11 protein-coding genes are annotated in these 12,857 nt (G+C 64.8%); 5 read left to right on the top strand and 6 right to left on the bottom strand.

Going from position 1 to position 12,857, the window contains the following annotated elements; genetic code table 11:
• Nucleotides 1-218: 218 nt before the first annotated feature.
• On the top strand, nt 219-926 hold the full coding sequence (locus M2320_RS13695; RefSeq protein ID WP_264597765.1) for a class I SAM-dependent methyltransferase: 708 nt from the start codon (nt 219-221) through the stop codon (nt 924-926).
• A 14-nt stretch (nt 927-940) separates the two neighbouring features.
• On the opposite strand, the gene M2320_RS13690 is transcribed toward M2320_RS13695, so the two are convergent.
• A complete protein-coding gene (locus M2320_RS13690) occupies nt 941-1,459 on the bottom strand; it encodes a tRNA (cytidine(34)-2'-O)-methyltransferase (protein ID WP_264597764.1) in 519 nt (172 codons plus the stop codon).
• Nucleotides 1,460-1,763: 304 nt separating this feature from the next.
• Here M2320_RS13690 and petA point away from each other — a divergent pair, with 304 nt between their 5' ends.
• The 3 genes from petA to M2320_RS13675 are packed head-to-tail and all read left to right on the top strand — an operon-like array spanning nt 1,764 to nt 4,477.
• Entirely contained in the window at nt 1,764-2,294 is a 531-nt protein-coding gene (petA, locus tag M2320_RS13685) for a ubiquinol-cytochrome c reductase iron-sulfur subunit (protein WP_264597763.1), read from the top strand.
• A 28-nt stretch (nt 2,295-2,322) separates the two neighbouring features.
• Nucleotides 2,323-3,627, top strand: a complete 1,305-nt coding sequence (locus M2320_RS13680) for a cytochrome b (RefSeq protein WP_184427856.1) — start codon at nt 2,323-2,325, stop codon at nt 3,625-3,627.
• 10 nt (nt 3,628-3,637) lie between these two features.
• Nucleotides 3,638-4,477, top strand: coding sequence for a cytochrome c1 (locus M2320_RS13675; RefSeq protein ID WP_264597762.1), 840 nt, complete (start codon nt 3,638-3,640; stop codon nt 4,475-4,477).
• Nucleotides 4,478-4,573: 96 nt separating this feature from the next.
• Here M2320_RS13675 and M2320_RS13670 read toward each other — a convergent pair whose 3' ends face one another.
• The 3 genes from M2320_RS13670 to M2320_RS13660 form a co-directional block, all read right to left on the bottom strand.
• Nucleotides 4,574-4,840: a KGG domain-containing protein gene (locus M2320_RS13670; RefSeq protein ID WP_246664800.1), complete on the bottom strand. Its 267-nt coding sequence runs from the start codon at nt 4,838-4,840 to the stop codon at nt 4,574-4,576.
• 209 nt (nt 4,841-5,049) lie between these two features.
• Entirely contained in the window at nt 5,050-6,099 is a 1,050-nt protein-coding gene (locus tag M2320_RS13665; RefSeq protein ID WP_264597761.1) for a heparan-alpha-glucosaminide N-acetyltransferase, read from the bottom strand.
• Between the two features lie 3 nt (nt 6,100-6,102).
• Nucleotides 6,103-7,035 carry a hypothetical protein gene (locus M2320_RS13660; RefSeq protein ID WP_264597760.1) on the bottom strand — a complete coding sequence of 311 codons (933 nt, stop codon included), beginning with the start codon at nt 7,033-7,035 and terminating at the stop codon, nt 6,103-6,105.
• Between the two features lie 75 nt (nt 7,036-7,110).
• Between M2320_RS13660 and M2320_RS13655 the strand changes: the two genes are divergently transcribed.
• Entirely contained in the window at nt 7,111-7,371 is a 261-nt protein-coding gene (locus M2320_RS13655; protein ID WP_184427852.1) for a 4a-hydroxytetrahydrobiopterin dehydratase, read from the top strand.
• 62 nt (nt 7,372-7,433) lie between these two features.
• On the opposite strand, the gene M2320_RS13650 is transcribed toward M2320_RS13655, so the two are convergent.
• Both M2320_RS13650 and pepN read right to left on the bottom strand, forming a co-directional pair.
• Nucleotides 7,434-9,752 carry a PAS domain-containing sensor histidine kinase gene (locus M2320_RS13650; RefSeq protein ID WP_264597759.1) on the bottom strand — a complete coding sequence of 773 codons (2,319 nt, stop codon included), beginning with the start codon at nt 9,750-9,752 and terminating at the stop codon, nt 7,434-7,436.
• A 347-nt stretch (nt 9,753-10,099) separates the two neighbouring features.
• Complete coding sequence (pepN, locus tag M2320_RS13645) at nt 10,100-12,760, bottom strand: aminopeptidase N (RefSeq protein WP_264597758.1); 2,661 nt, start codon at nt 12,758-12,760, stop codon at nt 10,100-10,102.
• Nucleotides 12,761-12,857 lie beyond the last annotated feature (97 nt).

Genomic DNA, 12,857 nt, shown 5'->3' with positions numbered 1-12,857 from the left:
CGCCGCGAAAAAAACGCGCCTGAACATGCGGCGCATCCTCATCATTTTGTCGAGGCTGCCGCGCGGAAGGCACGGTCCGCCGGGACTGGCGCGGGCGTTGTCGTGCGGTGGCCTGGCGGTCGGCGCGGTGTGCGCTTGTCTCGCGGAATGCTTCTGTCTAAGGTTCGCCAAAATATTTCAGATCTTTTGTCGAGGGCCTCGTCATGGGCATTTCATCAATGGAATTTGGTTTCCTCGTGCTGGCGCGCGAGAAAAATCTCTTACCACAATCGGCGGAGATTCTGGAGCTCGGAGAGAGTGAGACCATCGCCTTGGCCGCGGAGGCGATTTACAACAATCCTGTGCTCGTCAAGGATGATGCGCAGCGGCAACAGGTCAAGCAGCGGCTCGCGGAAATCCCGGCGCATTACGGCAACTGGCCGGCGAAACATGCGGCGCGCGTGCTTTATGACCTTCTGTTCGATTGCAAAAGGTATTGCGCGGTGGATTTCGCCGGGTCGTCGCAGGCTCATCCGTTCGACCTGAACGAGCCTTTTGAATTGGACGGACCTTTCGACGTTGCGATCAACAACGGCACGTCCGAGCATGTCTTCAACCAATACCAAGTCTTCCGCTCGCTTCATGATCATACCAAGGCCGGCGGCGTGATGATCCACTGGACGCCGGCCTTTGGCTGGGTCAACCACGGCATCTTCAACCTCCAGCCGGATTTCGTCTACGATCTGGCGCACGCCAACAATTATGAGGTGCTGCTGAGCTGTCTGCTCACGCACGGCGAAATTCGCCCGATCGATCGCAGCACGGACCTCTATCAGCTCTTCGAGCGCGAACAGCCGTTCCGAAACGCGCTGCTGGCCTTCGCTCTGCGCAAGAGAGACGCGGCGCCGTTCCGCACGCCGCAGCAGCATCAATCGCGTCGCGGATAGGCGTCGCGCAGAGGCTATTCAGGCCTCGCGCCCTCCAAAATCCCTGACTTGGGGAACCCATCGATCTGCCGCAGCGCCTCGCCCAAAACCATGCTGGCGGCGACCGCGACATTGAGCGACCGCGCGCCGGCGCGCAGCGGGATGAGCAGGCGCGCGTCGGCGGCCTCGTGCACCTCCTCCGGCGCGCCCGCGGATTCGCGTCCGACCATGACGATGTCGCCGGGGCGGAACGCGAAGGCGTGGTAGGGCGAGGCCGCCCGTGTCGACAGCAGCAGCAACCTGCGTCCATTTGTCGCGCGCCACTGCTCAAAATTGCGCCACGAGAGGTGTCGCGTCATCATCACTTGGTCGAGGTAGTCGAGGCCGGCGCGCCGAAAGTGACGTTCTGTCAGGGGGAAGGCGGCGGGTTCGATCAGCGCCGCCTCCACCCCGAGGCATGCGCAAAGCCGGAGCATGGTTCCCGCATTTTGAGGAATGTCCGGTTGGTAAAGCGCGAGACACAGGGGAGGGACGCGCGAAGGCTCCTGATTCATGCGGCGATCATAACGGCGCCCAAACGTCCGGCAATACGCCGTTCACCGCCTAACAAATCGCCAAGTTCGTTCTATGGACAATGGGGTCGAAAGGCGCCAAATAGCGGCGCCTGCCGAATGGCCTCCCTTGGCCTGCATTTCGTCATCGCGTCACTTGGGCGCGGTTGCGAGCGGGAGGGAATATTTTCCGCCGCGCGGCCTCGCTCGTCGAACCGCGCATCGTAGAGACCGCCTCGCTTTTTGCGAGCAAGCAGAGCCGCCCCGGAGCAGCAGGGCGCGCGCTCGAAACCCTGGGGATGTCGCCTTGTCCACAGCCACGCCCACGCCTTCGACGGATGAAACCAGTCGCAGAGATTTTCTTTACGTCGCCACCGGATCGGTCGCCGCCGTCGGCGCGGTTTCCGTCGCGTGGCCGCTGATCAGCCAGATGAATCCGGACGCCTCGACGCTGGCGATGGCTTCGTCCGAGATCGACATCGGCGCCATTCCGGCCGGCCAGATCGTCACGGTCAAGTGGCGCGGCAAGCCGGTGTTCATCCGCCATCGCACGGCGGACGAGATCAAGGCGGCCCAGGACGGCGACAACGCCAGCATGCCCGATCCCGCGACCGACAAGTCGCGCGTGCAGAAGCCCGAATGGCTGATCGTCATCGGCGTCTGCACCCATCTCGGCTGCATCCCGCTCGGCAACCAGGGCGAATATAACGGCTGGTTCTGCCCGTGCCACGGCTCCGTCTATGACACGTCCGGCCGCATCCGCAAGGGTCCGGCCCCGCGCAACCTCGATGTGCCGCCCTACGCCTTCCTGACCGACACCAAGGTCAAGATCGGCTAAGCCCCTCGTCATTTTGAAGAGATCACTCATGCATGGACTCTCGACTTTCGAGCCCAAGAACGGCTTTGTGAAGTGGCTTGAAGCCCGCTTGCCGATTTTGAGCTTCGCCCACGGCTCGTTCGTGGCCTATCCCACGCCGAAGAACCTGAATTACTGGTGGACGTTCGGCGCCATCCTCTCCTTCATGCTGATCGCCCAGATCATCACCGGCGTCGTGCTGACCATGCACTATACGCCGGAAGCGACCCTGGCCTTCTCCTCCGTCGAGAAGATCATGCGCGACGTGAACTGGGGCTGGCTGTTCCGCTACGCCCACGCCAACGGCGCCTCGATGTTCTTCCTCGCGGTCTACATCCACATGTTCCGCGGCCTCTACTACGGGTCCTACAAGAACCCGCGCGAAGTGCTGTGGATCCTGGGCGTGATCATCTTCCTGCTGATGATGGCGACGGGCTTCATGGGCTATGTGCTGGTGTGGGGCCAGATGTCCTTCTGGGGCGCGACGGTCATCACCAACCTGTTCTCGGCCATTCCGATCTTCGGCAACGAGATCACCACCTGGCTGTGGGGCGGCTATTCCGTCGACAACCCGACCCTGAACCGCTTCTTCGCCCTGCATTACCTGCTGCCCTTCGTCATCTTCGCGGTGGTGGGCCTGCACGTCTGGGCGCTGCATGTGACCGGCCAGAACAATCCCGACGGCGTCGAAATCAAGGACGTCGAGAAGGATTGCGTGCCCTTCACGCCGCATGCGACCATGAAGGACGGCCTGGGCGTCGTGGTGTTCCTGCTGCTCTACTGCTGGTTCATCTTCTACGTGCCGAACTATCTGGGCGACGCCGACAATTACATCCCGGCCAACCCGCTCAAGACCCCGCCGCACATCGTTCCGGAATGGTACTTCCTGCCGTTCTACGCGATCCTGCGCGCGATTCCGGACAAGCTCGCGGGCGTCATCGCGATGTTCGCCGCCATCGCCGTGCTGGCCTTCCTGCCCTGGCTGGACAAGTCCCCGGTGCGCTCGGCCAAGTATCGCCCGATGTACAAGGCGCTGTTCTGGGCCTTCGTGGTCGTGAGCATCGGCCTGGGCTATTGCGGCGCCATGCCGGCGGCGGAACCCTACGTGACCGTCTCCCGCGTCCTCAGCCTGCTGTACTTCGGCTTCTTCGCGATCCTGCCGTTCCTTCCCAGGTGGGAAAAGACGCTGCCGGTGCCCGCGACCATCGCCGAGGCCGTGCTGGCCAAGTCCGGCAAGGTCGAGCCGCCGAAGCCCGAACCCGTCAAGGCGGCGCCCGCCAAGGCGCCCACCAAGTCCACGCGTCTTTGGAAGTGAGGACCCTTCGATGACCTTCAAAGAAACCCTCACCAAGACCCTCGGCCTCGCCGTGGCCGTCGCCGGCCTGACCGCCGTCGCCAGCTCCGCCGCCCGCGCCGACGAGCACGAGCAGCCGACCCCGACCCGCCAGGAATGGACCTTCGCCGGTCCGTTCGGCACCTTCGATCGCGCCCAGCTGCAGCGCGGTTTCAAGGTCTACAAGGAAGTCTGCTCGAACTGCCACGAGCTGCACATCCCTATCCGAACGCTCGGCCAGACGGGCGGTCCGGAACTGCCGGAAGACCAGGTGAAGGCGCTCGCCGCCTCCTTCACGATCAAGGACGGGCCGAACGGTTCGGGCGACATGTTCGACCGTCCCGGCCGTCCGTCGGACTATTTCCCGGCGCCGTTCCCGAACCCGGAGGCTGCGGCCACCGCTTTGGGCGCCGCCCCGCCGGACATGTCGCTGCTGGCCAAGTCCCGCAAGTATGAACGCGGCTTCCCCAAGTTCATCTTCGACGCCCTGCCGGTTCCCGGCGGCATGTACCAGGAGCTGGGCCCCGACTACATCTACGCCATCCTGCATGGCTACGAGAAGGACGAGGACCCGAACTGGAACGCCTATTTCCCCGGCCACAAGATCGCCATGGGCAAGCCCCTGGTCGACGGCCAGGTGGAATATACCGACGGGACCCCGGCGACCCTCGACCAGTACGCCAAGGACGTCGCGAGCTTCCTGTACTGGGCGGCCGAGCCGAGCCTGGAGCAGCGCAAGCGCATCGGCTTCCGCGTCCTGGCCTTCCTGTTCATTCTCGCGGGCCTGATGTACTTCACCAAGAAGAAGATCTGGTCCAACGTCGCGCACTAAACCGCACGCGTTCGTTCCCGAAAAAGCAAGAGGCCCCGAAAGGGGCCTCTTTTGTTTAGGTCCACGTGGTCATGGACCGGAAAATTGTCGCGCGCCTCATTCGCTGCCGGGATGCGCGGCGCGGCCTCCCTTGCGGCCCGCGCTCTTGGCGAGGTCCTTGTCGCGCGCAAAGCTGCGGTTGCCGGGATTGACGCTCTTGCCGCCCTTGCGGCCGGCCTCGGCGGCCAGGCTGGCGTTCTGGGAGAAGCTGCGCTTCTCGCGCGGCACGCTCTCGCCGCCTTTCCGCGCGATCGCCCGCTGCTTCTCCGGATCCATCGAGGCGAAGCCCCGGGTCGATTTCTTGGGGGGTGCTGCGTGTTCCATTGTTATCCTCTAGGCGTGTCGGAACCAATGCTCCTCCAACGCGCCTAGCGCAGCTTCGGCTTCATCGAGTCGCAGTTTTCCCGATCACAAATTGGTGAACCCAATTGCTTTTTGAAAATAGTTCGGAAACTTGCCTAGGCGATTCCCCGGACTTGACAGGAATAGCGATGAAATTTCTCGGGTTTGGGCGATTCTGATTCGCGCGCGGCTCAGCGCGCGCTATCGGCGTAGCAGGCGACGGCGTCGTCATGGGTCGCCGACCTTTGCGCCGCATCCAGGGTGTTGAGGGCAAGGGCGCGCCAGCGTCCCGCCGCCTTCGCGCGCGCGACGACGCAGCCGCAGGAGGCTTCGCAATGGCCCGCGTCGGCGCCCGAGGCGGCGCACTGGACCGTGCATTGCGCGAGGAAGCCCGCTTCGTCGATGCGCGCGGCTTGCGGGCCGATCAGGGCGAGGGCGCCGTAGAGAACGGGCTGGTGGATCAGGTAAAACGCCAGGGAATGGCGGCCGAGGAAGGCGAGGGGCTTGATGAAGGGTCGCGCCGGCCCCCTCTTCCCGCTTGTGCGGGGAGAGGGCGGGGGGTGAGGGGCGGGGGCGCTGGCCTGGACATCTTCAGGAAAGCTTTTTCGGACGACATTGAAGCCAACGGCCCAGCCCCTCACCCCAACCCTCTCCCCGCGCGCGGGGAGAGGGAGACGAGCGAGCCCCACGCCCAGCAGCATGAAACCCAGCCAGGGCAGCAGCGGCCGGTAATCGTTGCTGATGGGGGTCAGCGCCGACAGGCCCGTCCACCACCATTGCGGCGCGTCGAACACAGGCGAGGCCAGCAGCGGCGCGGCCAAGGCCAATCCGGCTGCGACAAACACCGCCACGAGCGGCGCCTCGACAAAGGGCAGGGCGAGCAGGCTCGACAGCGCGATGCAATGCAAAATGCCGAAGAAAATCGGCGCCTCGGGAAACAGCGCATAGCTCGCGAGCGTCACCGCGGCCGCCGCGGCGACGACCTGGCTCCAGCGCCGCCAATAATGCGGATCGCGCCAGAGTTTTTCGCCCCGCGCCCGACGCGCGAGCACGAGGCTATAACCCGACAGCGCCAAAAAGCTCGCGGCGATCGCGTGCCCAAAAAAATGGAAGGCGCGCGACGCGGTGACCGCGCCGTCGATCCAGCGGAATTCCGCGAGATCCCAGGTGAAATGATAGGCCGCCATGGCCAACAGCGCGCCGCCGCGCGCCGCGTCGATCCAGGGCAGCCGCTGGCTCACGGTTCAGGGCCGGAAGTGGGAAAAGATCATGTCGGGCGCCGACTGGTTGTGGCGCGACGGCGTGGCGCGGCCGGCCCAGAGTTCGGTGACCTGACCGCCCTTCCAGGCGAGAATGTTGGACTCGCCCCAGCCGGCGCCGTCCTTCACCCGCCAGGCCACGGCGGACACATCGGCGTTGCTTTCGCTGACATACATGGAGCGCATGGCGGCAAACGGCAGCTTTTCGGGCATGGCGCCGGAATAGGCGACGTCGAGCGCGATATGCTCCTGATCGACAGCCTTCAGCGTCACAATTGCCGAGCCGCCGCGGGCGAAATTCAGCGTGAACGCCTTTTTCTCGGGATCGAAGACAATGTCCTTGAGCGCGACAATCGGGCGGTCCTGCACTTCCACGGGGCCGATCAGGAAGGAGGAGCCGTAAGCCGTCCAGCGCATCTCGCCGAAGGGCAGCGGGCGAATGCGCCAATAGCCGTCGGAGGGGTAGAGGACCAGCACCTCTTCGGCGCGCTCGCGATACAGCATCCACAGCTGGATGTAGTTAAAACCGGTCTCGACGCGGTCGCCGACTTTGATCGGCACGGTCCCCGGTCGCCAGAACGTCGGATCGGTGAGGCCGGTCAGCCACAGGGTCGGCGATTCATAAAAGGTCTTGCGCGGCAGCGCGCCTTCGCCATGCGGCATGTTGCAGGCGGAGAAATCGGGCGCCCAGCGGTCGTTGCGGATCATGCCGATATAGGAGGGGTGGGTCGCCTGCACCTCCATGTGTCGCACCTCGGGCGAGACGAACTCCAGCGCGACATTGTCGCGCTCGGCGCAGAGTTCCGGCGTGGAGCGGTTGTTCACGGTGACGGCGGTTTCGTTGACGAGCCCCTGCGCGCCCTGGGCGAAGGCGGGAGCGGCGAGCAGCATGAAGGCGAGGGCGAGTATTTGGCGCATGTGGGCGGCGGCGATCCATGGATTAAGATGGCGCGTTTTAGCCTCTGACGGGGCGGGCGCAAAGGGGAGGGAACCATGCGATTTCCGGAGGGGTGGAGCGGCGATGACAAGCGCATGTCGAAATGCTTCCGCTTTTCAGGTTTTTCCGAAGCTCTGGCCTTCATGGTCGAGGTTGGCTTTTACTGCGAGCGCGTCGACCATCATCCCGAATGGAAGAATGTTTACGACAAGGTCTGGGTGGAGCTGACCACGCATGACGCGGGCGGGGTGACCGAAAAGGACCTGGCGCTCGCGGCGCGCATGGAGACGGTTTACGCGAGAGCCGCGCGGGAGTGACGGGAGGGGAGTGCCCCAGTCGACAGGACGGGAGCGCGCAATGCGATCCAGTCCCCTGGGGTTCAGGCTGCGGTGGTGAGCGCGATTTTCTTGGCGCTGGCGTGGCGGGGGCCGGGCAGGGTGAAGCGCACCCGGGCGCCCAGGCCCGGGGCCGATTCGATCTGCAGACGGCCGCCATGCAGCTCGACCAGCGAACGCGCGATCGACAGGCCCAGGCCCGGCCCCTTCATGCCGTCTTCCATCAGCGGCGAGGTCTGTTCGAAGGGGTGGCAGGCCTGTTCGATCTCCTGGGCGCTCATGCCGCAGCCGCTGTCTTCCACCACGATCTCGCAGCCCGCGGCCTCGCAGCGCCCGCGCAGGGTCACGCGCCCGCCATGCGGCGTGAACTTCAGCGCATTCTTGAGCAGCGTGTCGAGAATCTTGTCGAACGCCTCGGGGTCGGCATAGGCCTTTTCGCTTCCCGAGGAGTCCAGCGCCAGCGTGACCTGCTTGGCCTCGGCGGAGGCGGTGAAGGCTGAGATGGCCCGGTCGAGCGCCGGCGCGAAATCGAATTCGCGCGCCGACAGGTCGACCACGCCCGCCTCCAGCCGCGACATTTCCAGCACGTCGCCGATCACGGCGCGCAAATATTCTCCGGATTTCCTGATATCGCCGGCATAGCCGAGATAGCGGGCGTGGCCGATCTCGCCAAAAATCTGGTTTTCCATCATTTCGGCGAAACCGATGATATGGGTCAGCGGCGTGCGCAGCTCATGGCTCATATTGGCCAGGAAATGGCTTTTGGCGCGATTGGCGGTTTCGGCCGCCGCCTTTTGCTCCAAATAGCGCTCGGCGAGTTCGGCGAGCTGCTGGGCCTGCAATTCCAGGGTCTGCCGGGATTTGCGCAGGTCGGCGATGGTCGCCATCAGCTTGCGCTCGCCTTCGAGTAGGCTCTGTTCGTGCCGTTTCAGGTCGGAAATGTCCGCGCCGACCGAGACATAGCCGCCGTCCTTGGTGCGGCGCTCGTTGATTTGCAGCCAGCGCCCGTCGGCGAGCCGGGCCTCGTAGACGCGCCCGCCGCCGTCGGCGTCGTGCACCGTTTCGCTTTCCTGAACGACGGGTTGCGAATGCGCCATGACCTGCGCGTAAGTGGCGCCGGCGGCGACGCAGGCGTCGCTGAGCCCGTGCAGGCGCTGGAACTTGGAATTGCACAGCACCAGCCGATTGTGCTCGTCCCACAATACGAAGGCGGCGGAAATGGTTTCGACCGCGTCGCGCAACCTGCGGTCGGAGGCGGCGCTGCGCTCGGCCAGGCGCTTTTCCTCGGAAATGTCGATGGCGATGCCGACCAGATGCGGCTGGCCGTCGCCGGCGTCGCGGATCACCTGGGCGCGGGCGCGCAGCCAGACGAAGGCGCCATTGGCGTTGCGCATGCGAAAAGCGTGATCGACGGTTTCGAGCCGGCCGGCGGTCAGATCCTCGGCAATGCCGACGAGATCGCCGTCGTCGGGATGGAGCAGGGCGCGAATTTCGCCAAAGGACAGGAATTCCGCGCGCGATGGCATGCCCAGCAGCTCATACATGGATTCGGACCAGTGGATGCGGCCGGTCGCCAGATTCCAGTCCCACAGGCCGCAGCGGCCGCGGTCCAGCGCGGCGTCCATGCGGGCGCGGATGCGGGCGCGCTCGCTCTCCGCCTGCGCCGCGCGCCGGGCCTGGGTGTAGAAGGCGAAGCCGAGCAGGCCCAGCATGGCGGAGGTGGCGAGCAGCAGCAGCACGGTGCGGCAGGCGCTGGCGCGCCATTCGGCGAAAGCTTGTTCGACCGGCTGCACGATGGCGATCTGGCCGAATGGTCCCTCGAGATTGCGCACGGAGGCGAGGACGTCGCCATTCGGTCCGGAAACATGCATGGCGCCGGCTTTTTCGCCGAGCACCGCGAGCGGCGCGCCGCCCAGCCGGGCCGCGAGCGAGCCATGCGCCGCGCTTTCCGGAGCGGCGGCGACGATCTGCCCCTCGCGGTCCGTCAGCATGACGGAACGCCCGCGCGCAAAAATGTGGCGGCGGGCGGCGCCGAGCACGGCGGAGGCGGGCGCGCCGGGCTCGCCGCGGCGCAACGCGGCATGGATGTCGTCGGCGGCGAGCTGGCCGATGGTTTCGAGTTCCGCGAGCGCCTCCGGCTCAACCTGGTAGTAGGTCCCCAGCGTCGCGTCGATGGCGAGGCCGAGCAGCAGCAGCAGGAACAGGACGGCGGCGAAGGGGACCAGGCGGCACAGCGCCGGCCCGACGCGGGAGGGTTTGGGCGAGGGGGTGCGGACGGGTCGCGGGCGGGGCTGGGGCGCGTCGATCACTTGCGGAGATGTAGAGGATTTCTGGCCTTCGGCGTTGCGCGAGGCGGCGAACATTCCTGATGTCGGTGTGTCCAGGCAAAAGGACGAGGCTGCCGCGTTTGCACGCGCCATGAAGGACTCCCGTGGGGGAAACTCGAAGGTTGAATTTTCGGGGTGAATCGAAGCGACGAACACTGCTCTCGAATCACTCTTATCTGAATCCCGCGGCGGCTATTTGTCCAGAGTAAATTTTTAGTAAACCTGTCAAAACGGGTCGGCAACGGGTCCGCCGCAGGCCCCGCCGAAACCAAGATAACCTAGGGTAACATTGAGCTCTTCGCGAAAAGAAACGCATGTAACAGAAGAAGCGGAGGCTAACGCTACGTGTAATTGCCCGTCCGCTTCTCCGTATTGATGCGTGGTCAGCCGAGCGCACGTTGCGCGATGTCACGCAAGTCTGGCGAAAGCTTCGAGGCGTCGAGCACCTTCCGCAGGGCCTGTTCGGCCAATTCGCCGCGCCGAGCCTCCAGATTGCGCCAGGAGCGGAACGCCGACAGTAGCCGCGCTGCAACCTGCGGGTTGACGCCGTCGGCCTGCAGCGCCAGATCGGCGACGAATTGGTAGCCGTCGCCGCTGAGGTCGTTGAAGCACAGCGGATTGGCGTTGGCGAAGGCGCCGATCAAAGCATAGACCCGGTTCGGGGTGGCGATGTTGAAGGCGTGGACCTTGGTTAGCCGTTTGACCCGCGCCAGCGTGTCCGGCTCGGGAATGGTCGCCTGCAGCGAGAACCATTTGTCGATGATCAGCGGTTCGTCGCAATGGGCGCGGTAGAAGAATTCCAGCGCCTTTTCGCGCGTCGGGGTCGGCAGCCGGCTCAGCACCGAGAGCGCGCCCATCTTGTCCGTCATGTTGGTGGCGTGCTGGAACTGCGCCAGGGCGATTTCGGAGCCGTCGGCATGGTTGCCGGCGGCGTAGAGATCGAGGCAGGCGTTGCGCAAGGCGCGGCGTCCGGCGCTTGCCGCGTCCGGCGAATAGGGGGCGTCGGATTGCAGCTTGTCGTAAAGGGCGAGCAGGCGGTGCGACAGCAACTGGCCCACGCCGTCGCGAAGGGCTTTGCGCGCCAGGAAAATGGCTTCGGGATCGACATCGGTCCCGATGTCGCGGGCGAGGTCGTTTTCGGTCGGCAGCGCCGCCATTTGTGCGGCGAAAGCGGGGTCGGTCTCGTAATGCTCAAGCGCATCGGCCAAAGCCAGCGCGAATTTTTCTGAAAACGCCGGCATTTCCCCGGCGCGGATGGCGGCGGTGGAGCGGATCATCAGCCGCGTCGCAAAACTCTGCGCCGCCTGCCATTTGTTGAAGGGGTCGCTGTCATGCGCCATCAGCAGCAGCAGGTCGTCCTCGGACAGCTGCTGTTCCAGGATGACGGCGGCGGAAAAGCGGCGGTTGACCGAGGCGACCGGCGGGGTCGGCACGTTCTTGAACACGATGGTCCGCTCGGGCCCGGCAAGCTCGAACACGCCGAATTTTTCCTCGCGCCAGTTCTGCGCATGGTCCTGGACCAGCGGGATTTCGCCGCCGTCGCGGCCGATCAGGCCGATGCGGATCGGCATGGGCAGCGGCTTTTTCTCCGCTTGGCCGGGCGTTGGCGGGATGTGCTGGCTCAAGCTCAGCTGATAGGTCTTGGCTTCAGAATCGTAGGCGCCGCTCACTTTTACCCGCGGCGTGCCGGCCTGCGCGTACCATTGGGCGAAATCGCCGAGGTCGCGCCCGGAGGATTCGGCGAAGCAGGAGAGGAAATCCTCGATGGTCGCGGCCTTGCCGTCGAACCGCTCGAAATAGAGCGCCATGCCGGCGTGATAGGCGTCATGGCCGATCAGCGCGCGCAGCATGCGGATGATTTCGGCGCCTTTTTCGTAGACCGTCGCGGTATAAAAGTTGTTGATCTCGCGATAGGTGTCCGGGCGGACATTGTGGGCGAGCGGGCCGGCGTCCTCGGGGAACTGCGCCGCGCGCAGGGCGCGGACATCGGTGATGCGCTGCACGGCGCGCGAGCGCTGGTCGCCGGAAAATTCCTGGTCGCGATAGACGGTCAGGCCTTCCTTCAGGCAGAGCTGGAACCAGTCGCGGCAGGTGATGCGGTTGCCGGTCCAGTTGTGGAAATATTCGTGGGCGACCACGCTTTCGATATGGGCGTAATCCGCATCCGTCGCCGTCTCGGCAATGGCGAGGATGTATTTGTCGTTGAAGATATTGAGACCCTTGTTCTCCATCGCGCCCATGGTGAAGTCGGAGACGGCGACGATGTTGAACACATCCAGGTCATATTCGCGGCCATAGACGAATTCGTCCCAGCGCATCGCATGGATCAGGCTTTCCATCGCGTAATGGGCGCGATGTTCCTTGCCCTTTTCGACATAGATGGCGAGCTTGACCTTGCGGCCCGAGCCGGTGGTGAACTCCTCCTCGATCCAGCCGAGATCGCCGCCGACCAAAGCGAAGAGGTAGCAGGGCTTGGGATGGGGATCATGCCAGATGGCGTAATGGCGGCCGGGGCCGGAGGAGCCCGTCTCCACCGGATTGCCGTTCGACAGCAGGATGGGCGCTTCGTCCTTCGCCGCTTCGACGCGCGTGGTGAACACCGCCATCACGTCGGGGCGGTCGAGATAATAGGTAATGCGGCGGAACCCCTCGGCCTCGCATTGCGTGCAAAAGGTTCCGTTGGAGCGGTAGAGGCCCTCGAGCTGGGTGTTGGAGGAGGGGTCGAGCTCGGTCTCCACCTCAAGCGTGAACGGGCGCTGCGGCGGATTGGCGATGGTCAGGCGATGCGGCGTCGCCACGGCGGCGAGGTCGAGCGGCAGATTGTCCAGGCTCGCGCGCAAGGGTTTGAGATCGCCGCCGTCGAGGACCAGCGGCGCGCCCGCGCGGCCCGCCGGATTGGGGCGCAGGCGCAGGCGCGACACCACCCGCGTCGCCGTGGCGTCCAGCCGGAAGTCGAGATCGACCGTGTCGATGAGATAATCGGTGGGGCGGTAATCGGCGAGGCGAACCGGGGAGGGGGCGGCGGAATCGGAGTGCGCGGACATGCAAGGCTCTTGCTGCGGACGACAAGGGTGCTTCTTAGCGTCGCCGAGCGAAAATGGCCATTCTCCAAAAGATTTGCGATGTCGATATGGGAAATTT

Origin of the sequence: Rhodoblastus acidophilus, from assembly GCF_025961575.1 — a bacterium.
Taxonomy (GTDB): domain Bacteria; phylum Pseudomonadota; class Alphaproteobacteria; order Rhizobiales; family Beijerinckiaceae; genus Rhodoblastus; species Rhodoblastus acidophilus_C.
This window is presented reverse-complemented; position numbering and strand designations above follow the sequence as displayed.

What these genes read in the sequence shown, in the direction of transcription:
- M2320_RS13695 (WP_264597765.1), top strand. Translation starts at nt 219, where the DNA reads ATGGAATTTGGTTTCCTCGTGCTGGCGCGCGAGAAAAATCTCTTACCA.
- M2320_RS13655 (WP_184427852.1), top strand. Translation starts at nt 7,111, where the DNA reads ATGCGATTTCCGGAGGGGTGGAGCGGCGATGACAAGCGCATGTCGAAA.
- M2320_RS13680 (WP_184427856.1), top strand. Translation starts at nt 2,323, where the DNA reads ATGCATGGACTCTCGACTTTCGAGCCCAAGAACGGCTTTGTGAAGTGG.
- M2320_RS13675 (WP_264597762.1), top strand. Translation starts at nt 3,638, where the DNA reads ATGACCTTCAAAGAAACCCTCACCAAGACCCTCGGCCTCGCCGTGGCC.
- M2320_RS13660 (WP_264597760.1), bottom strand. Translation starts at nt 7,035, where the DNA reads ATGCGCCAAATACTCGCCCTCGCCTTCATGCTGCTCGCCGCTCCCGCC.
- M2320_RS13650 (WP_264597759.1), bottom strand. Translation starts at nt 9,752, where the DNA reads ATGTTCGCCGCCTCGCGCAACGCCGAAGGCCAGAAATCCTCTACATCT.
- M2320_RS13670 (WP_246664800.1), bottom strand. Translation starts at nt 4,840, where the DNA reads ATGGAACACGCAGCACCCCCCAAGAAATCGACCCGGGGCTTCGCCTCG.
- M2320_RS13690 (WP_264597764.1), bottom strand. Translation starts at nt 1,459, where the DNA reads ATGAATCAGGAGCCTTCGCGCGTCCCTCCCCTGTGTCTCGCGCTTTAC.
- pepN (WP_264597758.1), bottom strand. Translation starts at nt 12,760, where the DNA reads ATGTCCGCGCACTCCGATTCCGCCGCCCCCTCCCCGGTTCGCCTCGCC.